Here is a 23,541-nt window from a genome sequence, read left to right on the forward strand (position 1 = left end):
GTTTGATCAACGATTTAGGTCGAGTTTAATCCATCGCCTCGAGTTCGTCGATCATATCAGAAATCATTGACAAACCTTTATCCCAGAACTTGGGGTCAGACGCATCAAGGCCAAATGGGGCAAGCAGTTCTTTGTGGTGCTTGGACCCGCCAGCTTTGAGCATGTCGAAATACTTCTCTTCAAAACCCTCTCCACCTTCTCGGTAGACCGCATAAAGCGCGTTCACGAGGCCATCGCCAAACGCATAGGCATAAACGTAAAACGGGGAGTGGACGAAGTGTGGGATATAGGCCCAGAAGGTCTCATAGCCTTCCATGAAGTCAAAGCAGGGACCGAGGCTTTCTGCTTGAACACTCATCCAAAGGGCGTTGATGTCTTCGGGGGTAAGCTCGCCGCTACGGCGGGCTTCGTGAAGTTTGCATTCAAAATCATAAAAAGCGATCTGGCGCACAACCGTGTTAATCATGTCCTCGACCTTACCCGCGAGCAGGATTTTGCGCTCTGCTTGGGTTTCGGCCTTTTCCAACATTTTTTGGAACGTGAGCATTTCACCAAAGACACTGGCCGTTTCGGCCAAGGTCAGCGGCGTTGAGGACAGCATTTCGCCTTGCCCTGCTGCCAGAACCTGATGCACGCCGTGACCTAATTCGTGTGCCAATGTCATCACATCGCGCGGTTTTCCGAGGTAGTTGAGCATCACATAGGGATGAACATCTGTAACTGTCGGATGCGCAAAAGCACCCGGCGCTTTGCCCGGCTTCACACCTGCATCAATCCAGCCGTCTTTGAAGAATGGTTTGGCGATCTCGCCCATACGTGGATCAAACGCGTTATAGGCGTCCATCACGGTTTTTTCCGCGTCATCCCATGCGACGACCTTAGTGTCTTCCATTGGGAGAGGGGCGTTTCGATCCCAGACCTGCATGCGATCAAGTCCAAGCCAATTACGCTTCATTTCATAATAACGATGGCTTAGCTTTGGGTAGGCTTCGACAACAGCGGTGCGCAGTGCCTCGACGACTTCAGGTTCGACGTGGTTAGACAAATGACGCCCGATCTGGGGCGTTTCCATGCCGCGCCAGCGATCAATGATCTCTTTTTCCTTGGCTTGCGTGTTGTGGACCCGCGCGAAGGTTTTGATGTTTTCGCCAAGAACCTTTGCGACTTCGCGGCTGGCCGCTTCGCGTTTGGAGCGATCCTGCTCGGTCAATAGGTTCAACGTGCCTTCGATATTCAATGTTTGACCATCGACCTCAAAACTAAGACCGGCAATCGTTTCGTCAAACAAGCGTTCCCAAGCATCCCCAACGACCCCGAGGTCATGCAAGAACTTCTCAAGCTCATCGCTAAGTTGATAGGGCTTCATAGCGCGAATGCGATCGAACACAGGCTTGTAGCGTGCCAGATCAGAATTCTGGGCAAACAGCTCTTCTAGGTTGGCGTCTTCCAAGCGGTTCAATTCAAGTGTGAAAAACACCAGCGGGGTCGTGAAATTCGTAATGCTTTCCTGCATGTCCGACATGAACTTTGCACGTTCAGCGTCAGTGGTGAGTTGATAATACCGAAGACCAGCAAAGGACATGATGCGACCTGCGATGCTGTTGATCCGCTCGTTGCGCAGCACACAATCCAAAAGCCCAGCGGCGTCCAATTCGGCCAATTTACCTTCAAAGTCGCGCGCAAAACTTGCGCATGCTTCTTCCAGCCAATCCAAATCACGTTTCAATTCGGGTGCATCTTCGCCTGTATATAGGTCGCTTAAATCCCACTCTGGCAGATCGCCTAGATTGTCTGTGCCGTTGCTAGGGTTCGCATCTCGCAAAGGCTTAAGGGTTGGGAAGGGCAGGTGGAGCATCGAAAAACCTCATATCTCTTTGGGTGCTAACCTATGCACCCTACTGCTGAGTTGAAACCCGTAAAGCGTAGAGAAATGAAGGCGCTGGCACAGGTACTCGCGCCTACGTGCTTGAAGAGCTTAAAAGGCTTTCTTTGCGTCGGTGATCGACCGGGCCTGCTCGCGCCGCTAGAGCGCGTTAAGATACTCTATCGTTTGCGTCATCATGAGTGCGCGTTTTTCCGGACCTTCCATAAAGCCCTCATGTTCACCATCGGGCAGGACCACTAGGTTTCCATTAGGCCAAGCGGTCATTTTTTGATAGATTGAGGCGGGTCGAACAATGCGCTCGTTGTCACCAAGGAAGGTCAGCGCGGGGACATCTGGAGCGTTTGTGCGCATCAGATCAGCGCATTCTTTCATGGCCTCGCGGGCCCAATCCAAACTTGGGCCACCTAGTTCAAGCTCTGGCACGGCTTTGACTTGCGTTCCCATCATCGCCCACATTTCGGCATCGCGCGTCAATGTGTTGTCTTCAAACGGATCGGTTAACAGAAAGCTACGCTCGTTTGTTCCAGGCGCGAGCACTGTCCCTTTGCCGATCAAAGCCGCCAGTCGCGACAAGGCCCAAGCAGCAGGTCGCAAGGCAGGTGACATTTCGATGCCCCACATTGGGGCCGAGAAAACAGCGCCTTTCACAGGCAGCCCATTGAGAAGAGCGCGCAGGCCGATGCAGCCCCCCATCGAGTGCCCGATCATCGCGTGAGGCGCAGGCAAGCCTTCTTGCCTCAAAGTGTCCAGCAGCACCTGAACATCGTTTTGATAGTCAGAAAAGCTGCCGACATGCCCGCGATAGCGGTTGTCGATCAAACGGTCAGACAGACCTTGGCCGCGCCAATCAAGACTGGCAACGGCATAGCCAGCAGCTTGGAGTTCCAGCGCAATATGTGCGTATTTTTCGATGAACTCTGTGCGGCCGGTAAAGATCAACACAGTTTTTGTCGCCCCCTCTAAGGGCCAAAGACCGATACGCAGACGCACCCCATCCGAAGCTGTGCGCCAAAGCGCATAGCCACTCGAAGGGTCATTGCAAATTTCTGCATGATATGGCGCGTCTGTCATTCGTTACTGTCCACTAGGTTAACTAAGCACTGCGCCCAATTTCATAGCCGTACCCATGTCGCCGTCAACTGCAAGTTTGCCTGACATGAAAGCCGCGGTAGAATTTAGTTCACCTTCCAAGATGGCCTGAAAGGTTTCCGCATCCGCTGTGAGGGTTACATCGGCATCGTCGTCTGAAGCTGATGCGCCATCGGCATCAATGCGAACAGCACCTTCGCCTTCGATTTCAAACTTTGCACTGCCGTCAAAATCTGCGCCAGCAAGCTTTTCGTTCAGGGCCGTAACCGCTGTATTGATAATGTCGCTCATTTCACTCTCCGCTTTGTTATCTTGTCGCATCTGGCATCTCGCCAAAACTGCGCTACACTCCAATATATGAGAGCGTTTTTCCCGACTCGCAAACTTGACCTTGCGGCAGAGTTACGTAAGCTTATCGCTGCGCTACTTTGTGCACTAGTGGTGTATTCCATACCTTTCGCTTCAAAAAGCGAAGCGCAAGAGAGTCCAACCCGCAACGAAGCAGAGATCGACGCGGCCCTTTTACTTGAACAATTGCGCGATGCAGAAGCGTCTGAGGCTTCAAAAATTGCCCGCGATCTGAGCCGCGCTTGGTCGCGTTCTGGGTCTGCATCTGCTGATTTATTGCTTAAACGGGGGCGCGATGCGCTCAAGGCGAAAAAGCCGAAAGTCGCGATCGAGCACCTAACTGCGCTAACGGATCACGCGCCCGAGTTTGCGGAAGGTTGGCACATGCGCGCAAGTGCCTACTATCAAGAAAAGCTATACGGCCCTGCGTTAGAAGATCTCGCACGTGTGTTGGCGCTTAACCCGAATCATTTTGAGGCAATTCAAGGTTTGGGTGCCATTTTTGAACAATTGGGTGATCAAACCCGCGCTTACGAAGTCTATGAGCAAGTTATCGCTATACATCCGCATCATGCGGACGTACTCGAAGCGATGAAGCGCCTTGAGCCAAAGGTAAAAGGTCCAGCGCTGTAACGGGCTTGGTGTTAAAGGGCAAAATATGAGCGCGCAGTCACGCATCATTGCGGTTCTTGGGCCGACCAATACAGGCAAAACCACTTACGCGATTGAGCGCATGTTGGGGCATCGCACGGGCGTTATCGGCCTGCCTTTGCGCCTTCTTGCCCGCGAAGTCTATGATCGTATCGTTGCGATACGCGGCCCATCAGTTGTGGCGCTGGTGACGGGTGAAGAGCGGATCGTGCCGCCGCGCACGCAATATTGGGTTTGTACTGTTGAAGCGATGCCGCAAGGCATGGGGGCGGATTTTCTCGCGGTCGATGAAATTCAATTGTGTGAAGATCCCGAGCGCGGGCACGTATTTACCCAAAGACTGCTAAGCGCGCGCGGCTTGCACGAGACACTCTTTATGGGGTCGGACACGATGCGGGGGCCGATTGCATCCCTGATCCCGGATGTTCAGTTCGTTTCGCGTGAACGTATGAGCCAGCTTGCCTACGCGGGTGCCAAAAAGGTCTCGCGCATGCGGCCGCGCAGCGCAATTGTCGGGTTCTCGGTAGAAAACGTTTATGCGATCGCCGAGCTGATCCGCCGCCAAAAGGGCGGGGCTGCGGTTGTCATGGGGGCCTTGTCACCGCGCACGCGCAACGCGCAGGTGGAAATGTATCAAAATGGCGACGTGGATTTTCTCGTCGCCACAGATGCGATTGGCATGGGGCTTAACCTTGATATTGACCACATCGCCTTTTCATCGCTCTCGAAATTTGACGGCCAACGCATGCGCCCGCTCATGGCGCATGAACTCGCGCAGATCGCAGGGCGCGCTGGGCGCGGCATGAAGCCGGGCACGTTTGGCGTGACGGGCGAAGCCCCGCCGCTGCACGATGACCTTGCCCGCGCGATTACCGAACATCGCTTCCAGCCCGTTGGCAAATTGCAATGGCGTAATCCCAAACTGCAAATGGCGCGGCTGGATGCGCTCATTGCCTCGCTTGAACAGCCAAGCCACGACGACCGTCTGGTGAAATCCCGCGAAGCTGATGATCTCCGCGTGCTGAAAACACTTGCTGCAGAAGCCGAAGTCGCCGCCCGCGCGAGCGATGCGGCCTCGGTTCAATTGCTCTGGGATGTATGCTGCATCCCAGATTTTCGCGGCATCAGCCATTCCGAACATGCCAACCTTCTTGAGGTCATTTTCAACTTTTTACACCAATCGGGCCGTATCCCAGATGATTGGCTCGCGCGTCAGATCAAACGCATTGATCGCACAGACGGGGATATTGACACATTATCGAAACGTTTGGCTTTTATCCGCACGTGGACATATGTCGCGCAGCGTTCCGGTTGGACAAATGACGAAAATGATTGGCGTTCACAGACTCGCGCTGTAGAAGACCGCTTGTCAGATGCGCTGCACGAGCGTTTGACCCAAAGATTTGTGGACCGGCGCACATCCGTGCTTTTGCGCCGGCTCAAACAGAAGGAGGCCCTTTTGGCCGAAGTAAACGATAAAGGTGAAGTGACCGTCGAAGGTGAATTCGTGGGTCGTTTGGAAGGTTTCCGTTTCTCGCAGGATAAATCCGCGAGCGGGAACGAAGAAAAGACATTGCGCGCCGCATCTGTCGCCGCTCTGACGCCGCATTTCCATTTGCGCGCAGACCGGTTTTATAACGCCCCTGACACTGAGATTGATTTCACAGAGCAAGGCGGCCTCATGTGGGGCGAATACGCGGTTGGTAAATTGATTGCAGGCGCTGATGCTCTGAAACCTCAGGTCCAAGCCTTTGTTGACGAAGAAGCAGGCACAGATGTGATTGAAAAGGTCACGCGCCGTTTGCAGCATTTCATTGATCGCAAGGTCGCGCTGCATATGGAGCCTTTGCTGAACCTGCAAAAGGACGAAACGCTGACTGGCATGGCGCGTGGCTTTGGCTTCCGCCTGATCGAAGGGCTTGGCCTTATCGCGCGCTCGGACGTTGCCGAAGACGTCAAAGCGCTCGATCAGGATGCACGCGGCGCGTTGCGCAAACATGGCATTCGTTTTGGTCAGTTCACCATCTTTATGCCTTTGCTACTAAAGCCTGCGCCAACGCGTTTGCGTCTCGTGCTTTGGTCCTTGGCAGCTGATCATCAAGAGTTTCCCGAAGCGCCGCCCCCCGGTTTGGTCACTGTGCCAAGCGTTGAGCATGCGCCGAACGGGTATCACCTCATGTCGGGTTATCGCGCCGCAGGCAGCCGCGCGATCCGCATCGACATGCTTGAGCGCCTTGCGGATATGCTCCGCTCTGAGGATAGCCGCGGCGGTTTCGAAGCCAAAGCCGACATGCTCTCCATCACGGGTATGACGCTAGAGCAATTCGCCGATCTTATGCAAGGCCTTGGTTATAAAGCCGAAAAGGGCGAACGTGAAAAGGTCAAAGCGGTTCCTGTTGCAGAGCCAAAGGCCGAAACGCCAGACGCGGAAGCACCAACTGAAGAACCAAAGGTTGAAGAAGCGACTGCTACCGAAGAACCGAAAGCAGAAGAACCTGCTGAAATGGAGGTGTTCTATACCTTCACTTGGGGTCGTGCGCGTCAGCAGAAACATGCGGACAGTCGTCCACGCAAGCAAGGCGGCGCACCCAAAGGCAAAGGCAAGCCACGCGGCAAGCCGCAGGGGGGCAACAAAGCGCAGAACTACTCTGCCCGCCCACCAAAGGCCGAGAAAAAAATCGACCCTGATAACCCGTTCGCGGCAGCGCTCGCGGGTCTTGCAAAGAAGTGAGCGAAGCAGCTGCAAAGCTGCGCGCAGACAAATGGCTCTGGCAGGCGCGGTTCTTTAAGACCCGTAGCCTGTCAGCCAAGCTTATCACTGGCAGCCATCTACGAGTGAACAGCGACAAAGTCTTTAAAGCATCCACCACGGTAAAAGTTGGGGATGTGCTGACATTCCCCCAAGGCAACCACATTCGAGTTATCCAAATCGATGGCATTGGAACGCGCCGTGGCCCCGCTTCGGAAGCACAAACGCTCTATACCGACCTAAGCCCGCCCGAGCCGCGCGATTTGGGCAAGCCCTTAGCGGAGCGAGGCGGTCGACCCAGCAAAGCAGAGCGGCGGATCGGTCAACAAATCAAGCGCGGCGAGATCGAGTAACGGCGCGCCGTTCTGAAAGGTCGCAACGAAGCTCATTTCAGTTGTGTACAAACAATTTTTAGGTCACGGCATAAAGCAGCGATCAATGTTCTAAAAATCACCAAAGCTGTGGAAAACTCCACCTATCTATGCCCAAACGTCGCGACTTTGATCTTATGAACGTCGTGGCGCTTGAATGATCTCTCCGCTTGCACTAGCTAATCGGCAACTCCACTTGAGGCACGTTCCATGACCTATATTGTCAACGATGCATGCATCGCCTGCAAATACACTGACTGCGTTGAAGTTTGCCCTGTAGATTGCTTCTACGAGGGTGAGAATATGTTGGTAATTCACCCTGATGAGTGCATCGATTGCGGTGTTTGTGAACCTGAATGCCCCGCTGACGCGATCCGCCCAGATACCGAGCCGGACATGGAGAAATGGGTCGAATTCAATCGCAAATATTCCGAAATGTGGCCGGTTATTATCACCAAGAAAGACCAGCTCCCTGACGCGGAAGAGCGCGACGGTGAAGAAGGCAAGCTAGAGAAATACTTCTCAGAAAAGCCGGGCGAGGGCGGATAAGCCGCCGAATCAATTATTGTAATTTTGAAGAAGGTGCCATTTGAGGCACCTTTTTTGCTTTTGATCCTTCTCCTTTTTCGAGCCGAGAGAGAATTCGAAGCAATTTTGTGGCGCCTACTAGCGAAGTTAGGTTTTTTGTGCTATTGAGTGCGGTAGATGATGAATGATTGCCTGACACAAATCTGTTTCTGCACATCTGCGAAATAGACCTATTCGAACGAAGCGTATCGCGCTGGCCTTTTGCCTGCGCGATTATTTGTTGTGCCATGCAATCCAATGACTGGTGAGGAACACCTGAATGAGTAAGTCAAAGAACCTTGATTTTCGCACCAATGAATTTGTTGTGTATCCGGCGCATGGCGTTGGAAAAGTTGTTTCCGTCGAAGAGCAAGAGATCGCAGACGTCAAACTTGAGCTATACGTGATTGCCTTTGAGAAAGACAAAATGACGTTGCGCGTTCCAACGCATAAGGCCATCGAAATTGGTATGCGCTCGCTTAGCTCGCCTGATGAAGTCGCTCACGCGATGAAAACGCTGAAAGGCAAAGCGAAAGTCAAACGCGCGATGTGGTCACGCCGCGCGCAAGAATACGAGCAAAAGATTAACTCTGGTGATCTTATCGCGATTGCCGAAGTTGTCCGAGATTTGCATCGCACTGATGATCAGCGCGAGCAAAGCTATTCAGAGCGTCAGCTTTATGAAGCCGCGCTTGAGCGTCTGACACGAGAAGTCGGAGCGGTTCAAGCTGGCGATGAAGATGGCGCAGCGCGCCAGATTTCTGACGTTCTAACATCCCGCGCACCTGCTGCTGCATAAGCGTAGCTGCGTCTGGGAGAACGAAAAACCGCGCTTTTGGGAGGAGGCGCGGTTTTTCTATGTCTGAATTATCCCGCCATAAAGCATAAAAGAAGTGTAACTTCAGTAACTTGTTGGCTCGCTCCGCAAACATCACCTGTTTGTCCACCAATCTTCGAAAGCGCCAATCTAGCACAGCCAAAGCTGGCAAGGGCGGCCATTGCGGCGAAAGCCAACCCACTGACACCAAAGGCAAGTAGAAGTGCGATCAGGCCGATTGCAGCGGCTTTGAGCGCGGCCTGCTTTGACACTTTTCCCACAGATCGTGACAGCCCCGTTTCGCGCGCATGAGGCAGAGCATTCATGATGGCTGGCATTAGGGCGCGCGAGGCAACATGCACAGCGATAAGAGGCAATATCCAATTGTCAAAACGCAAAATCTCAACGACCGCGCCGAACCGCAAAGCCTGAAACACCAAAAGAGCGAGCACGCCGTAGGTGCCGATTTGGCTGTCTTGCATGATCTTCAGACGCATGGCGGGGTCCCATCCCCCCCAGAACCCATCGGCGCAATCAGCAAGCCCGTCTTCGTGCATCGCGCCCGTTGCAATAAGGCCCGCCGCTATAGCGAAAACTGCGGCGACCCAGATCGGCAATCCTAACCAAAAGGCAACGCCAACGGCGAAGCAAGACAAGGCGCCAGTGACTATGCCAACTACAGAATAGGCCCAAGCGGCCTGCGCCGCGCGATCATAGTCAGCCTCGCCAAGCTTGATCGGCAATCGCGTTAAAAGCGACAGCGCAAGCGCTGGATCGCGAAAGAGGTCGTTTTGAGGTGTCAAAGGGGTCATTCCTACCTTGTCGCGCCTTAGGGTTTCGTTAAACACGGATGCAACTTTTCTTACAATGAAAGTCCTCAACATGGCCGCATTTTCTTCCTTGTCAGAGTTTCGCGCATTGCTCGCACAAATGCCTGCTCCTGATAGCCAAGCGCTTGAAGGCGCTGAGGCGCGCAATGGTCAATTGACGAAACCACCTGGTGCATTGGGCCGCCTCGAAGATCTCGCAATTTGGTACGCAGGTTGGCGCGGGAGCGATCAGCCACGTGTGGGCAAGCGCCAAGTGATCGTTTTTGCTGGCAATCACGGCGTAACGGCGCAGGGCGTGTCGGCTTTCCCGCCAGAAGTTACCGTTCAAATGGTTGCGAATTTTCAGCATGGCGGCGCGGCTGTGAACCAGTTGAGCCGCGTTGCTGGCGCTGAAATGTCAGTTCACGCGCTTGATCTGGACACACCGACAGCCGATTTCACCCAAAACGCAGCAATGAGCGAAGCTGAAGTGGTTGCTGCGCTGACAACAGGCTGGAATGCGGTTGATGCTGATTCAGAAGTCTTGGTGGTTGGCGAAATGGGCATTGGCAACACAACCTCTGCTGCGGCGATCGCAAATGCTCTGTTCGGCGGTGAGGCAAGCGATTGGACTGGCCGCGGCACTGGTATTGATGATGCGGGCCTTAGCGTAAAGACCCGCGTTGTTGCCGAAGGCGTTGCGCGTCATGCGAGCGAAGATGCGCTTGAGGTTTTGCGCTGCCTTGGTGGGCGCGAATTGGCCGCGATGGCTGGCGCGATAGCCTCTGCGCGCGCCAAACGCATTCCCGTTATCTTGGATGGTTTCATCTGTTCTGCCGCCGCGGCGTGTCTTGCTCAGGCGCAAGATGGCGCTCTGGATCACGTGGTTGCCGGGCATCTTAGCCAAGAGGGCGCACACGGAAAACTGCTTGCCGCGCTTAATAAAAATCCGCTGCTCGCGCTTAATATGCGCTTAGGCGAAGGCTCTGGCGCGACACTTGCGATCAATGTTCTTGTCGCTGCTGTTGAATGCCATTCTGGAATGGCGACCTTCGCAGAAGCAGGCGTTGCCGCAGGTTAATTTCTGTCACGACGCGGTTCGAGCAAGTTCAAGAGCGAGGCCTCTAGGTCTCGCTCTAGCTCTTTGGCGCGCGCAATATAGGCTTGGTTCTCGCCAGAGGTTTTGTCTGGATCCCAAACCTGCGCCAGCTCGCGAATGGCATGGCGGTCATGCGCGTAGAATGTTTTTTCAGCCTCAGCAGCTTCAAATTCAGACAGGCCGATGTTTTCAAGAACATACCGACCTGCGCGAAGGGAGCTGTCGAACATTTCACGCACAATGTCGTCTGCGCCCGCGCGGAAAAGGCGAAACACGTCGCTTCGATCTTGCGCGCGCGCGATAATGTGAAGGTCGGGGCGTTCTTTTCGAGCGTAGCCAACAAGTTTCAAGGTCGCCGCAGGATCATCGAGCGCAACAACCAAAACCCGCGCATCAGCAAGCCCTGCCGCTCGAAGCATGTCAGGGCGGGTTGGATCACCGAAGAAGCCTTTGAAGCCAAAGCGGCGCATCAAATCAATCGTTTTGATGTCATTATCAATAACAACAGTTTTGAACCCAGCTGATCCGACCAGTCTGTTGACGATTTGGCCAAATCGACCAACGCCAGCAATGATAACTGGCCCATCTTCGTCAATCTCGTCGTGAATGATATCTTGTGCGTTTGATCGGCTGAGTTTGCTTACAATGTCCATCAGAATGAAAAGAAGTGGAGTGACCAGCATCGACAGCGCAATGATGAGATAAATTCGTTCTGACAGGGCTGTTGGGATAACGTTCTGCGCAACGGAAAAGGCGGTTAAAACAAAGCCAAACTCACCCGCTTGCGCCAAACCCAAGGTGAAAAGCCAGCGGTCTCGCCCATGCATTTTGAACGCGCGTGACAGGAAAAAGAGCACCAAACCCTTTATCAAAATGACTGCGAGCGTCAGGCTGATAATGCTGGTCGGATCGCGCATTAAGACGGCGAAGTTTATGCCAGCGCCCACGGTGATGAAAAACAGGCCAAGCAAAAGCCCTTTAAAGGGTTCAATGTCGGTTTCTAGCTCGTGGCGGAATTCGGAGTTTGCCAGCACGACGCCTGCAAGAAAGGCACCCAGCGCTGGTGAAAGGCCAACGAGCAACATCAGGAACGAAATTCCGACGACGATCAGCAAGGCAAGAGCGGTGAACATTTCTCGTAAGTGGCTTGCGTGAATGAAGCGAAACACAGGGCGGGTTAGATAAACGCCCGCAAGGATGATGGCGGCAATCACCGCTAAAGTGACAAGCGTTACACCCCAACCGGGCAAGTCAGCGACCAAGCTGATGGACGCATGAGAACCCTTATGCGGCTCGTTTAGATGCCTTTCGATTGATCCATCAGCGTTAAGGGTCGTGACCTTTGGCAAAGCCAAGAGGGGCAAGAATGCAAGCATTGGAATGACTGCGATATCTTGAGTAAGCAAAACCGAGAAGGTTGATCGCCCGCCGGCGGTTCGCATTAACCCCTTTTCGCTGAGGGTTTGCAAAACGATCGCGGTAGAGGACAACGCAAAGGTCAAACCAACCGCGAGCGAGACCGACCACGTTAAGCCTAGGAGCATGGAGCCTGCCATAAAGGCAGCTGTGCTTAGCGCAATTTGTAATCCGCCAAGGCCGATCAGTCGGTGGCGCATATCCCAAAGTGCGCGCGGTTCCAGCTCTAGACCAATCAGGAATAGCATCATAACGACACCAAATTCTGCAAAATGCTGAAGGTCTTTGGTTTCTGACCCGACGAGACCAAAAACTGGCCCAATTAGAATACCAGCGGCCAAGTATCCGAGAACCGAGCCAAGGCCTAACCGCGCCGCGAGAGGAACAGCAAGAACCGCGGCACCAAGATAGATTGAAGCTGAAAAAAGGAAACCTTCCATTGTGCAGGTACTTTCATTGGGTCACGTTGGCAAAGGCGCGTCTTTTTTCATTTGATCCATAACGATCTGGCTATGCACGCGGCCAACGGCAGGATGGGGAAGGATGATATCGTGGATGATTTTGTTGAGCGATGCGAGATCATTGCAATAGATTCGCAACAAATAGTCTGCATCGCCGGTGAGCGTCCACGCGCTGGTGACTTCGGGCTGTAGCTCAACGAGGCGGGCAAAGCTTTTTGCTTGCTCTGGGCCGTGGGAATCGAGCTGCACTTGGATAAAGGCCTGAACAGAAAGGCCGAGTTTACTGGCATCAAGGTGCGCGCGATAGGCGCTGATGTAACCTTCTGCTTCGAGCTTTTGGCGTCGCCTGCCGACTTGGCTCGCTGACATGTTTAACCGCTCGCTGAGTTCCTGCGCGGTCAGGTGGGCATTTTTCTGAACTGCAGCAAGTAGCTTTTTGTCGTTTTGATCGAGCATGCGTGAAGTTCCATTTTTCGACAAATATAGGCGATCTATGCGAAGGCTTTATGACAGTGCGCGCCGTAAGGGGGGCGTTTAGAGCCCATCTTCAAAGGCTTGAGCAAAGCCCTTACGCGCGCGCCTTATCCTTTAGGCATGCGCAGCGTTACGTTTCGACCGCTCTTTGTGTAAATCAATTGAGCCGCCCCTATCGCAGATACGCGGCCACCATCAACGCGATCGCCGACTTTTACCTTTTTGTACCGCCCGCTGGACAAGCGAACCAAGGCGCGTCGGCTAGATGGTTTGCCGTAAACGCCGATAAGATTTACGCGGCTGAGGTTGATTGCATTTTTGACCGTGGCTGTTTTGGCAACAGATGCGTTTGACGGAATGCGTGGTTTGACCGTGCGCGGTGCAACGGCCGCAACCTGTGTCGCTTGCGCGGCTGGTGCCTGTTCAGCTTGCTTTTGCGCACGTTTGACAATGCGAGCAAAGTTGCGGGGGCGCGGGGAAGGCTTGCGCGAAGCTGCGACCGCGAGGCGCGTGGCAGGGGCCTCTGCCGTTTCGACCTCTTCCACTTCTTTTTCGAGCTTTGGACGCATTTTGGGCCGCAGCTTTGCCAACTCTGCCCGCGTGATTCCGCCAAGTTGGGTCCGCTCGGTATTCTCAACCAAACCTTTTGGGCGCACACGCGGGCGTAATCCTGCGATCACTGGTTCGACAGTCTCAGCATCGCTTGCTTCGGGGCTTACGTCGGGAGTTAGGGCTGCTTGGCGAAGGCGCTCGGGAATTGCTGGGGGAACACGCGCAGGGCGCCCCAGAAATACCAAAGCGCCGTCTGGTGTAACCACGCCCTCTGGCGTTGCGATGACGAGGCCGTTTTCGTCAAATGCAAAATTTGAACCAGCAGGGGGCGGAGAGACTAACCCACCCGGCAAATCATCGCGGGGTTGGCTAAGCGGAGCCAAGGCAAAAGCATCTTGCCCCGTGATCCGTTTGTCGATTGATGCGGGATAAACATCATCCAAGCTGATCTGCGGTGGCGAGTGAGGTTGTCGCGGCGTTGCCAACCAAATTCCCGTAGCTGCATATTTTGCAGCCGCTTCTTCGGGAGAGATCAAAGGCGGCGGTGGCACATGCGGGGTTAGTGCTGCATCGCTTGCTGGCAGATCATCAATCGCAATATCGTCAATGCCGCTCTCTAGGGATGCAACCTCGATGGTCTCTTGGGCGTCAAGTTGTGCGTTTGGATCGGGCAATTCAGCAATGACCCGATCCCGATTAGCACCGCCAAAGAACCGTGCAAGTCCTTCGTCTAGAAACACCGATGCCCAAGCCGCAACAGATACAAGGAAGAGCAACAAAATTGCCGTCAGGATTAGCCCCAAAAAGCGTGGCTTACCGCCAACGGGGATGGGCTCTTTCTTGGCTTTGGGCTTGCGCGCGCCAAAAACGGTAAGGCGACGTTTTTCATCCTCGCGCGGGTCCTCTTGCACCTGAACGCTTTGCTCGGGTTCGGGGGTCGCGGGTGCCTCAACTGGTTTTTTGCGCTTTGCGAGTAGGCCACGCATGCCAGCCATAGCCGAAGCTCCAGCCGTTCCTGCGATTGCAGCAAGCTTTGCACCCCGCGATGCATCGTCCGGTGTGGGGTCCTGCGGCTCTGGCGCGGTAGGTGCGCGAAGGTCAGCATGAGGTGCCCCATCTGCTGCGCCATGCAAGGACGCGGCCTGAGGAGGATTGATAAACCGCGCTGGCATATCGGGAATATCGTCGATTGCGTTGTCTTCAGCAGCGACGCCGGGGCGCAACGCACCGATCGACGCGTTGACCTCGGTCTCATTTAGGGTCGCGTCAGATTTGCCAGTTATTTCTGGCGACGGCGCTGGGGCAGGCGGCGTTGCGCTTGCCCCGTTTAACCCAGCGGCGGGAACGGCCACAGGGTCAACATTTCTCTGTGCGCCTTCTAATCGCGGGGGCGTGCTGGGCGGGGTGGTTTCTTTAGGCGTGGCTCTGCGAGAAGAGAAGCCCGGCGTCGGGGCCACGTCTTGTGTCGGAGCAGTGATTGCTTCGGGCTTTGGTTCTGGCACGGGCGTTGGTGTTGCGGCAACGACTGGTGCCGCTGGCTTGGGCGCTGGAACCGCAATCGCATTTCCCGTGGCAATGGCAGGCTTTGTGTCAGTCTCGAGCTTTGAAATTCCCTTCGACTTGGCGAGATCACTGACACCGAAATTCGGCTCATTTGGGAATTTGTCTGCGCTTGGCGCGGCGACATATCCCATGGGTGCGAAGCCATATTCATTTGCGAAGGCCTCGGCTTCTTGCAGCGTTTCTTTTGCGACCGCGGCGATGAACACATTTCCATCTTGGTTCGCGAAATCGAATTCCAATTCTTCGACGGCATAAGGCGTCGCACCATCTAGGGACGCTAGAACAGTGCTTTGCAATTCTGCTTTGCCCAGCCCGCTTGCATCTACCGTCAGGTATTTGATCTGATCGTCAGGAATAATGAGCTTGGTTTCAACAGGTCCGCCGCCAAGCGCGCGCGCTTTGTCGAGCAAAGCCGCTAGATCGGTGTTCAGGTCGGCACTTGTTACGTCAACGTCACCCACGCGCCCCCAACCTGTTGCTTGGCGTTGCAACAACTGGATCCCGCTGAACGAAAGCGACAATGCAAAATTAGGTCTCATACTGGTAATTTAGTCTCCCCAAGTGCGCAGCGAAAGTGGTGCGGCACTATTGCCAAAGTATAGCAGGTTCTTGCCTAGAGAAAGAAGTCTTGCCCAATCAGCGCGGGGAAGTTTATCCGTCTTATTGCAGCGTTTTCTCACCAAGAATTCCCATTTGCGATGCGTCTTAAGAGTATGAGTTTGACGGAAGCGACCCGTCTGACTGGGTTGAAAATCTACGAAAGGTGTTACAATGCCCTTAAAATACTGGCTTTTTCTGTTTTCCCTCGCACTTGCTCCTGTTTTTGGCGCTCCCTTGCACGCCGAGCAGTTACGCACGGCTAGAACCATCGAAGTCATTGGAGACGCGCGCGTTTCCGCCGCGCCCGACAAAGCGGTTATAACGCTCGGGGCGCGTCATACGGCCAAAAGTGCGGCAGATGCGCTTGCGCAAACCAATCAAGCGGTCGCAGCGATTCTATCGAGAATGACAGATTTGGGCGTGGAAAAGTCCGATGTGCAGACATCTTCTTTGAATTTGAATCCCGTCTGGGGCAACTCATCCCGTTACGATGATGGCGAAATAGTTCCGCCAATTGGGTTCGAAGCGTCGAGCTCGGTGCAGGTCACTTTGCGCGACCTTGATCAATTGGGGGTGGTTTTGGATCAGGTTACGCAGGTTGGCGCAAATTCCTTTTCGGGCTTTCGATTTGGCTTGATTGATCCCGAACCTGTGTTGGATCAAGCGCGCGAAGCTGCTGTTGCAGACGCAAGGCGCAAAGCCGCGCTTTATGCAAAAGCTGCCGGCGTAGAGCTAGGCGGAGTTTTCTTGATCACCGAAATCCTGAATTCTAGCGTAGGCCAACCAATGATGATGCGCGAAATGGCGTCTGCTCGCAGCGGCGGCGTGCCCATCGCTCAGGGCGAAGTGAGCGAAAGCGCTCAAGTGAAATTAATCTTTGAAATAGTCGAGAAATAGAAAAGGCCCGGCACCAGTGCCGGGCCTCTAAATTTCGGTAAGAAGACCTTAAGCGGAGGCCGCTTTGATCGCTTGATCCAGATCAGCGATCAGGTCTTCCGCGTTTTCGATACCGATGGAAATACGCACGACATTGGGCCCTGCACCTGCCGCTTCTTGTTGCTCAGGCGACAGTTGGCGGTGCGTTGTTGAGGCAGAGTGGATAACCAAAGAGCGCGAATCGCCCAAGTTGGCCACATGCGAGAAAATCTCCAAGTTGTTCACGAGCTTAACGCAACCTTCATATCCCGCCTTCAACGCGAAGGTGAAAAGACCACCTGCACCTTTGGGGCAGATCTTTGCCACGCGATCGTTGTATGGCGAAGACGGCAGCCCCGCATAAGTGACATAATCAACGTGTTCGTTGGCTTCGAGCCAGCTTGCGACGGTTTTGGCATTCTCGACATGGCGCTCCATGCGCAATGACAAGGTTTCAATCCCCATAAGCGTGTAGTGCGCGGCCTGTGGGTTCATCGTCATGCCAAGATCGCGAAGACCAATAGCAATGCCGTGGAACGTGTAGGCCAGCGGGCCGAATGTTTCCGCAAAGGTCAGGCCATGATAGGCTGGTTCGGGCTGGCTGAGCGACGGGAATTTGTCTGACGCCATCCAGTCAAACTTGCCGCTATCGACGACGCAGCCGCCAGTTACGGTGCCGTTGCCTGTCAGGTATTTTGTGGTCGAATGAACCACGAGCGTCGCGCCGTGTTCGAATGGGCGGCACAGATAAGGCGTGGCTGATGTGTTATCAACGATCAGCGGAATTCCTGCGGCATCGGAAATGGCGGAAATCGCGTCAAGGTCGGTGATGTAGCCACCAGGGTTTGCAATAGATTCACAAAATACAGCGCGGGTGTTTTCGTCGATAGCCGCTTCCACAGCGTCCAGATCGTCGAAATCAACGAATTTTGCTTCCCAGCCAAATCGTTTGATCGTCTGGCTGAACTGTGTGATCGTGCCGCCATAGGCGCGCGTGGATGCGACAACATTCATACCCGGACGCATCAGCGGAAAAAGGGCCATGATCTGCGCAGCATGTCCAGATGAGCAGCAAACAGCGCCAGCGCCACCCTCAAGCGTCGCAATGCGTTCTTGCAAAACGGCGACCGTTGGATTGGTCAGGCGGGAATAGATGTATCCCACTTCTTGAAGATTAAAGAGGGCAGCTGCGTGCTCGGCGTCGCGAAACACATATGCTGTCGTTTGATAAATCGGCGTGTTGCGTGCACCAGTCGCTGGATCTGGGCGGGCACCCGCGTGAACTTGCAAGGTGTCAAAGCCATAGCTAGGGCTGTCGGTCATAAATTTTCCTCCCAATAAAAAGTGTCGGGAGTAGCAATAGGTCAACGCGCCATGTCTCACAACAACGCTCTCAGGGATGAGAACGAAGTTTTAGAAACATGACAGAATTTGGAACGCTTGTTTTGCCTGATGATCGCTGCGAGGGCTAGGCTGTTCAGGCCTAGCGCATCCAAAAGCCTGCTTTCTTGATCTTATTGCGCAGCGCTTGTTCCTTGCGTGGCAAGTTTTCCCGATCAAACATATCGCGCACCTTTTGCCCACGCCCGTGATAGATCATTTTCTTGATCACATCCGAGTTCTTCAGCACTTTCTTGATCTTGTTTGGTGCGGTAACGGTTTCGAGAACCTCAACCACATGATCGGCTTCGCGTGCATAAAGCAGTGGCAGCAAGCGGTAATGGCAACTGATGTCGCCATCCAACAGGCCGCGCGGAATTGTGTCTTTGCCGCCCCCAAAGCTATGGATGACAAGCGGCAGTGCCACTTGATCCAACCAAGGATCAAGTGACTGGCAGACCAATTCGTCAGGTGCATCGTCGCGGATCGCTGTGGCATATTCCAAGAACCGCGCGCCAAATTTCTGCGGGCACTCATAGAAGAAGTAACCTGCATTATAGTAAGGATAGCGGCGCCAGTATTCGTCTGGATGACGGGTATCCAATGCGCTTTCGAAATCGAGTTCAAATTTGTCGTAAAGCGATTTCCAAGTGCCAGCGTAGCCGGGGCCATAGAGTTGTAACTCTGGCCAGGTGTTTTCGCGGCGCAAAGATGCGGAAGGGCGCGAGAAATCAAATGGGATTTGCTGAAGATCACCAGTGATCAACGTGTCCGTGTCAAAAAAGATGAAAGGCTCGCCCTTGGGCATAGCGGCAAGAGCTTCGATCTTGTTGCCGTATGGGTAAGACGCGCCAAACGCTTTGCTTTCAAACTGGATGAATTCGCCGCCTAGCTCTATCAACAAGTCCCGCAATTCGCCATCCGGCAAGCGTGGGTCTTCCGGCCAGAGCGGACCGGGGAGGGGCTCTGCCATCAGCAAGCGCCCATCAAAATCGGGGCAGGACTGGCGCAATGAGGCCGCAAATAATGCAGCTTCGTATGCTAAACGCCCTTTCTGAACGATGATCATCACATTTAAGGATGGATTCTTAGTACTCTTTTTTGCCATGCTGGGCCCATCTGCTCGCGGGTTTAGGTTACCCTACGCTTCCCTGTTCAAGATTTCCAGCAGGTGGCGTAAAGTGGGCGAAAAGAATTGTTTAGATTAGATTTTGGGAGACAGACTATGAAATTGAATGCCTTTGTTTTGAGCTTGGCACTGATAGCGAGTAGCGCTCAGGCGCAAAGCGGGTTTGGATCAAATGAGGTCAGCAGCGGTGAGGGTGTCATCGGGGCAGATAGCTTTGATCTCACTGGGTTAACGCCAGATGATCAAACGCCAACAGGCAAGTTTACAACCGCTGCGGAAGTGGGCTCTATCTTAGAGATGACCAAAGATAACTGGGCCGCAGTGCGCGAATATGACGGACAAGATCTTGTCTATTTCACCCATGTTCTAAGCTGGCGGTGCGGCCTTAAGGGGGCCAAATATTCGATTAATGAGGAACCTTTGCGTGATCTGGAAATGCCCGATTGCCACATGAAATTCAAACAGCCCAACGCGATGATCGATAATGATCCTTTGATGACCTACAAGCGTTACGAACTTGGCAGCGTAAAATCAGTTCGCCTCGATTTGCTTTTGGACAATCTCACGGTGCAATCGGTTACATTGCAGCGGGAGAATATTCTAATCCCTTGAGATGAATTTCCTCGATATTGTTGGGGTGCAAATGGGACCTACATGTCGAGCGCCTAGAAGAAGGCTTAAAGGTTTGTGCTAAGCGTCAAAGCGCTGCGAGCCTTTAAGTTCAACGTTGCGATTTTGAGCGGATTGTGGGCGATCATCCCGATCAGAACGTTTGTCGTCATTCAAAATGCGGGGTTGAAGTGTTTGCCAATCAGAGGGAATTGGCTCCGGCGGTAGGGATCGAACCTACGACAAATTGATTAACAGTCAACTGCTCTACCGCTGAGCTACGCCGGATCACTTCGGGCGATATAGCAATGGGAATATGCCGCGTCCAGAGGGATTTGCATGGAATTCGAAATTTATTTCAAGGCAGGCTAAATCAGTTCAAAAACAGCGGCTTCGTTTGGCTCATGTCGGCGGAAAACGAGGTTTTTCCCTTCCAGATCAATGAGGTGGGCAAAAACGTTGCGTGTGGCGGCGGGTATCAAAGCAGCGGGGGTATCCGTATAAATCTGCTCTGCGAGTTCGCGCGCGTGGCTTGGTCCGTTGCGAAGCTGCTTGAGAATCTGTTTTTCGCGCTCAGTGCGATGGTTGATTAACCAATCAATGCGCGCGGTTGGGTCAACAATAGGCGCGCCGTGACCCGAATGCATGACAGAAGGGGCAAGCGAGCGCAGCTTTCGGCAAGAAGCCATGAAGTCTGTTAGATCACCATCTGGCGGCGAAACCAGCGAACTGGCCCAGCCCATAACCAAATCTCCGCAAAACACAGTATCCTGCCATGCGAAACACATATGATTGCCCATATGGCCCGGGGTATGCCAAGCAGTCAGCACCTGATCGCCCACTTGAACCTGCTCGCCGTCGCTGAGATGGACATCTTCCTTGAAGTTGCGGTCAATTCCTTCGCCGCCCTCTTTCATTCCAGCCGCGAGACAGTGTTGCATTGCCGCGCTACGCCCTGACTCACTGTCGCCAAACGCGTAGATTGGCGCACCTGTTGCCTCGGCGAGCGGTTTGGCGAGCGGAGAGTGATCAAGATGCGAGTGCGTAACGAAGATATGGGTGATTTGTTGCTCAGGCGTGCATGCGGCGAGAATCGCCTCTAAGTGGGCAGAACTTTCGGGGCCCGGATCGATCACGGCAATCTGATCGGTGCCAAGCAAATACGTGTTGGTTCCTCGATAGGTCATCGGCGAAGGATTCGGCGCAACGATACGGCGTAGCGCAGGAGCGAGGGTATCCGCGACGCCAATGCTCGGGTTGAAATCATCTGGGGCCATATGCTCTTTCCTCCGGCGCGCTGTGTGCTTAGGTTATGGCATGTCTTTTGCTTGGCTCAAACGCTATATGCCGCGCTCGCTCTATGGGCGTGCGGCGCTGATTTTGATACTTCCAGTTGTCACTTTGCAATTGGTCGTTTCCGTTGTGTTTATTCAACGTCACTTCGAAGGCGTGACCGAGCAAATGAGCCGCAGCGTTGCGTTAGAGTTAGGGTATCTTTTCGGCGAAATGCAAGGGCGCCCAACCCAAGCGCAAGCGCTCTCTGCTGTGCGTGATATTGCGCAGAACCTGCGATTTGAAGTGTCACACGTGAGTGAGGACATGGTGCCAAAAACCACACAAAGGCGGTGGTTTGATTTCTCTGGCATCGTCGTAGAGCGCGAACTGCATGAACGTCTGAGCGAATTGCGGGTGGTTGCAATGCCTGATGATCGCCGGATTTTCACCTATGTCGATACGGCGAATGGACCTGTGCGTGTCGGATTTGATCGCCGACGAGTCTCTGCATCCAATCCGCACCAGTTGCTGGTGAATATGTTGGTTTTTGGCATTCTTATGACTGTCATCGCGTATATCTATTTGCGAAACCAGCTTCGCCCGATCACGCGTCTTGGGCGCGTGGCGGAGGCTTTTGGGCGTGGGCAAACCTTGCCGTATTCGGCCTCTGGCGCAGTGGAAGTGCGCGCCGCTGGAAACGCCTTTTTGGCGATGCGCGCGCGTATTGAGCGCCAGATCGAGCAGCGCACTATGATGCTTTCTGGCGTTAGCCACGATTTGCGAACACCGCTCACGCGCCTCAAGCTTGGCTTGTCTATGTTGGATGACGAGGACCGCGAGCCGCTTGAGCGGGACGTAGAAGACATGCGGCAATTGCTGGATGAGTTTCTGAATTTCGCCAGTGGAAACTGGGAAGGCGAACAAAAACCCTGTGATCCTGTGATCCTGACCGAGGCCGTGGTCAACGACGCTGTGCGTTCGGGCACTCAGGTCAAGATGGTGCTCGGTCAAGCAGGTGATCCGGTTATGTTAAACGCTCTTTCAATCCGGCGCGCCTTGGAGAACTTGATCGGCAATGCGGTGCGATATGGCAATAACGCCCAAGTGTCTTTGCGGCGCACCGAGCGAACGGTCATCTTTCAGGTTGAGGATGATGGTCCGGGCTTGGCTGAAGAACAGTATGGCGCTGCGGTGAAACCATTTGTGCGGCTCGATCCCTCGCGCAATCAAAATAGCGGAACGGGCGTTGGTCTTGGATTGGCTATTACGAACGACATAGCTCGGGCGCATGGCGGCACCTTACGTTTTAGCAAAAGCAAATCCTTAGGCGGATTAAGTGCGGAGATCGTGATTTCGACCTGAGCGCATTGCAACAACAGGCCAACGGCCATTCAAAGGGTCGAAATGCAAAACGCCCGGCCGCTAAGGGCCGGGCGTTTCAAAATCATTTAACCAAAAAGCGCTTAGCGCGTTTCGATGTCAGTATAGTCGCGCTCGGTTTCACCAAGATATAGCTGACGAGGACGGCCGATCTTGTTCTGCGGATCGCCAATCATCTCTTTCCACTGGCTTACCCAACCAACGGTACGTGAAAGCGCGAAGATTGGTGTGAACATGGACGTCGGGAAACCCATCGCTTCGAGAATGATGCCTGAATAGAAGTCAACATTCGGGAAAAGCTTCTTGTCGGTGAAGTAAGGGTCGGAAAGCGCCGCGCGTTCCAGCTCTTTTGCAACTTGCAAAGTCGGGTTGTTTTCAACGCCAAGTAATTCCAGAACTTCATCCGCGGATTTCTTCATCACAGTCGCGCGTGGGTCAAAGTTCTTGTAAACGCGGTGACCGAAACCCATCAGGCGGAAGGGATCATCTTTGTCCTTCGCGCGTGCGATGAACTCAGGGATGCGATCCACAGTGCCAATTTCGCGCAGCATTTCAAGACAAGCTTGGTTTGCGCCGCCATGTGCAGGGCCCCAAAGGCAAGCGATACCTGCCGCAATACATGCGAACGGGTTGGCACCAGAGGAAGAAGCGAGGCGCACGGTGGATGTCGATGCGTTTTGCTCGTGATCTGCGTGAAGCGTAAAGATACGGTCCATTGCGCGGGCAAGGATCGGGTTCACTTCATAGTCTTCCGCAGGAACAGCGAAACACATGCGCAAGAAGTTGGATGCATAATCCAGATCGTTGCGTGGGTATACGAAAGGCTGTCCGATAGAATATTTATACGCCCATGCCGCAATCGTTGGCATCTTGGCGATCAAACGGTGCGACGCGATCTCGCGCTGATGTGGATCGGAGATATCTGTGCTGTCGTGATAGAAAGCAGACATCGCGCCGACAACACCTGTCATAATCGCCATCGGGTGCGCGTCGCGGCGGAAGCCACGGAAGAAGCCGGTCATTTGCTCGTGCAGCATCGTATGACGTGTGATCGTGCTCTCGAATTTCTCAAGCTCTGCGGAAGAGGGCAGCTCTCCGTATAGAAGCAGATAGCACACTTCTAGGAAGTGGGATTTTTCTGCGAGCTGATCAATGGGGTAACCACGGTGCAACAATTCACCTTTGCCACCGTCAATGAAGGTGATCGTGCTGTCGCAGCTTGCGGTTGAAGTAAAGCCTGGGTCGTATGTGAACACGCCTGCTTGCGCATAGAGCTTACGGATGTCGAGAACATCAGGTCCTGCTGTCGGTGAATGGATCGGCAGATCGATCTGTTGATCATCAATGGTCAGCGTTGCGCTGCGTTTGGCGGTATCAGACATATTTATCCCTTTCAAAGCTA

General features: G+C 53.9%; 20 protein-coding genes and 1 tRNA gene. 9 read left to right on the forward strand and 12 right to left on the reverse strand.

Annotated elements, in window-relative coordinates; translation table 11 throughout:
- Window positions 1-25: 25 nt before the first annotated feature.
- From ACRBCU_RS03720 to ACRBCU_RS03730, 3 genes are all read right to left on the reverse strand, one after another.
- Complete coding sequence (locus ACRBCU_RS03720; protein ID WP_431364023.1) at window positions 26-1,855, reverse strand: M3 family oligoendopeptidase; 1,830 nt, start codon at window positions 1,853-1,855, stop codon at window positions 26-28.
- 168 nt (window positions 1,856-2,023) lie between these two features.
- Window positions 2,024-2,956: an alpha/beta fold hydrolase gene (locus tag ACRBCU_RS03725; RefSeq protein ID WP_431364024.1), complete on the reverse strand. Its 933-nt coding sequence runs from the start codon at window positions 2,954-2,956 to the stop codon at window positions 2,024-2,026.
- An 18-nt stretch (window positions 2,957-2,974) separates the two neighbouring features.
- A complete protein-coding gene (locus ACRBCU_RS03730; protein ID WP_431364025.1) occupies window positions 2,975-3,265 on the reverse strand; it encodes an SCP2 sterol-binding domain-containing protein in 291 nt (96 codons plus the stop codon).
- A gap of 147 nt (window positions 3,266-3,412) precedes the next feature.
- Here ACRBCU_RS03730 and ACRBCU_RS03735 point away from each other — a divergent pair, with 147 nt between their 5' ends.
- The 5 genes from ACRBCU_RS03735 to ACRBCU_RS03755 all read left to right on the forward strand — a co-directional run bounded on the left by ACRBCU_RS03735 (window position 3,413) and on the right by ACRBCU_RS03755 (window position 8,459).
- Window positions 3,413-3,955, forward strand: coding sequence for a tetratricopeptide repeat protein (locus ACRBCU_RS03735; RefSeq protein WP_431364026.1), 543 nt, complete (start codon window positions 3,413-3,415; stop codon window positions 3,953-3,955).
- Between the two features lie 25 nt (window positions 3,956-3,980).
- Entirely contained in the window at window positions 3,981-6,704 is a 2,724-nt protein-coding gene (locus tag ACRBCU_RS03740; protein ID WP_431364027.1) for a helicase-related protein, read from the forward strand.
- Window positions 6,701-7,075, forward strand: coding sequence for an RNA-binding S4 domain-containing protein (locus ACRBCU_RS03745; RefSeq protein WP_431364028.1), 375 nt, complete (start codon window positions 6,701-6,703; stop codon window positions 7,073-7,075). Before ACRBCU_RS03740 ends, ACRBCU_RS03745 begins: the two co-directional genes overlap by 4 nt.
- A gap of 228 nt (window positions 7,076-7,303) precedes the next feature.
- Window positions 7,304-7,642: a ferredoxin FdxA gene (fdxA, locus tag ACRBCU_RS03750; protein WP_431364029.1), complete on the forward strand. Its 339-nt coding sequence runs from the start codon at window positions 7,304-7,306 to the stop codon at window positions 7,640-7,642.
- A 298-nt stretch (window positions 7,643-7,940) separates the two neighbouring features.
- Window positions 7,941-8,459, forward strand: coding sequence for a CarD family transcriptional regulator (locus ACRBCU_RS03755; RefSeq protein ID WP_431364030.1), 519 nt, complete (start codon window positions 7,941-7,943; stop codon window positions 8,457-8,459).
- Window positions 8,460-8,527: 68 nt separating this feature from the next.
- Here the strand turns inward: ACRBCU_RS03755 and cobS are convergent, their stop codons facing one another.
- Window positions 8,528-9,280: an adenosylcobinamide-GDP ribazoletransferase gene (gene cobS, locus ACRBCU_RS03760; protein WP_431364031.1), complete on the reverse strand. Its 753-nt coding sequence runs from the start codon at window positions 9,278-9,280 to the stop codon at window positions 8,528-8,530.
- A 79-nt stretch (window positions 9,281-9,359) separates the two neighbouring features.
- Here cobS and cobT point away from each other — a divergent pair, with 79 nt between their 5' ends.
- Window positions 9,360-10,367: a nicotinate-nucleotide--dimethylbenzimidazole phosphoribosyltransferase gene (cobT, locus tag ACRBCU_RS03765; RefSeq protein ID WP_431364032.1), complete on the forward strand. Its 1,008-nt coding sequence runs from the start codon at window positions 9,360-9,362 to the stop codon at window positions 10,365-10,367.
- On the opposite strand, the gene ACRBCU_RS03770 is transcribed toward cobT, so the two are convergent.
- From ACRBCU_RS03770 to ACRBCU_RS03780, 3 genes are all read right to left on the reverse strand, one after another.
- Window positions 10,364-12,241: a monovalent cation:proton antiporter-2 (CPA2) family protein gene (locus tag ACRBCU_RS03770; protein WP_431364033.1), complete on the reverse strand. Its 1,878-nt coding sequence runs from the start codon at window positions 12,239-12,241 to the stop codon at window positions 10,364-10,366. The two genes, cobT and ACRBCU_RS03770, sit on opposite strands and share 4 nt — an antisense overlap.
- 21 nt (window positions 12,242-12,262) lie before the next feature.
- The gene (locus ACRBCU_RS03775; RefSeq protein ID WP_431364034.1) at window positions 12,263-12,718 is read right to left on the reverse strand and encodes an Lrp/AsnC family transcriptional regulator; all 456 of its coding nucleotides are present in this window, start codon (window positions 12,716-12,718) and stop codon (window positions 12,263-12,265) included.
- A 125-nt stretch (window positions 12,719-12,843) separates the two neighbouring features.
- Window positions 12,844-15,390 (reverse strand): hypothetical protein, encoded by a 2,547-nt coding sequence (locus ACRBCU_RS03780; RefSeq protein WP_431364035.1) that lies wholly within the window; start codon window positions 15,388-15,390, stop codon window positions 12,844-12,846.
- A 232-nt stretch (window positions 15,391-15,622) separates the two neighbouring features.
- Here ACRBCU_RS03780 and ACRBCU_RS03785 point away from each other — a divergent pair, with 232 nt between their 5' ends.
- On the forward strand, window positions 15,623-16,348 hold the full coding sequence (locus ACRBCU_RS03785; RefSeq protein ID WP_431364036.1) for an SIMPL domain-containing protein: 726 nt from the start codon (window positions 15,623-15,625) through the stop codon (window positions 16,346-16,348).
- A 48-nt stretch (window positions 16,349-16,396) separates the two neighbouring features.
- On the opposite strand, the gene ACRBCU_RS03790 is transcribed toward ACRBCU_RS03785, so the two are convergent.
- Entirely contained in the window at window positions 16,397-17,689 is a 1,293-nt protein-coding gene (locus ACRBCU_RS03790; protein WP_431364037.1) for an O-acetylhomoserine aminocarboxypropyltransferase/cysteine synthase family protein, read from the reverse strand.
- Between the two features lie 160 nt (window positions 17,690-17,849).
- Window positions 17,850-18,854, reverse strand: coding sequence for a hypothetical protein (locus ACRBCU_RS03795; protein WP_431364038.1), 1,005 nt, complete (start codon window positions 18,852-18,854; stop codon window positions 17,850-17,852).
- 117 nt (window positions 18,855-18,971) lie between these two features.
- Between ACRBCU_RS03795 and ACRBCU_RS03800 the strand changes: the two genes are divergently transcribed.
- A complete protein-coding gene (locus ACRBCU_RS03800; RefSeq protein ID WP_431364039.1) occupies window positions 18,972-19,487 on the forward strand; it encodes a hypothetical protein in 516 nt (171 codons plus the stop codon).
- Between the two features lie 210 nt (window positions 19,488-19,697).
- On the opposite strand, the gene ACRBCU_RS03805 is transcribed toward ACRBCU_RS03800, so the two are convergent.
- Together ACRBCU_RS03805 and ACRBCU_RS03810 are read right to left on the reverse strand one after the other, a co-directional pair.
- Window positions 19,698-19,772, reverse strand: a tRNA-Asn gene (locus ACRBCU_RS03805).
- A gap of 80 nt (window positions 19,773-19,852) precedes the next feature.
- The gene (locus ACRBCU_RS03810; protein WP_431364040.1) at window positions 19,853-20,761 is read right to left on the reverse strand and encodes an MBL fold metallo-hydrolase; all 909 of its coding nucleotides are present in this window, start codon (window positions 20,759-20,761) and stop codon (window positions 19,853-19,855) included.
- Window positions 20,762-20,801: 40 nt separating this feature from the next.
- Between ACRBCU_RS03810 and ACRBCU_RS03815 the strand changes: the two genes are divergently transcribed.
- Window positions 20,802-22,121, forward strand: a complete 1,320-nt coding sequence (locus tag ACRBCU_RS03815) for an ATP-binding protein (RefSeq protein ID WP_431364041.1) — start codon at window positions 20,802-20,804, stop codon at window positions 22,119-22,121.
- Between the two features lie 101 nt (window positions 22,122-22,222).
- Here ACRBCU_RS03815 and gltA read toward each other — a convergent pair whose 3' ends face one another.
- Window positions 22,223-23,521 carry a citrate synthase gene (gene gltA / locus ACRBCU_RS03820; RefSeq protein ID WP_431364042.1) on the reverse strand — a complete coding sequence of 433 codons (1,299 nt, stop codon included), beginning with the start codon at window positions 23,519-23,521 and terminating at the stop codon, window positions 22,223-22,225.
- Between the last annotated feature and the right edge of the window lie 20 nt (window positions 23,522-23,541).

The sequence above is a fragment of the Planktotalea sp. genome (assembly GCF_050633725.1).
GTDB lineage: Bacteria > Pseudomonadota > Alphaproteobacteria > Rhodobacterales > Rhodobacteraceae > Planktotalea.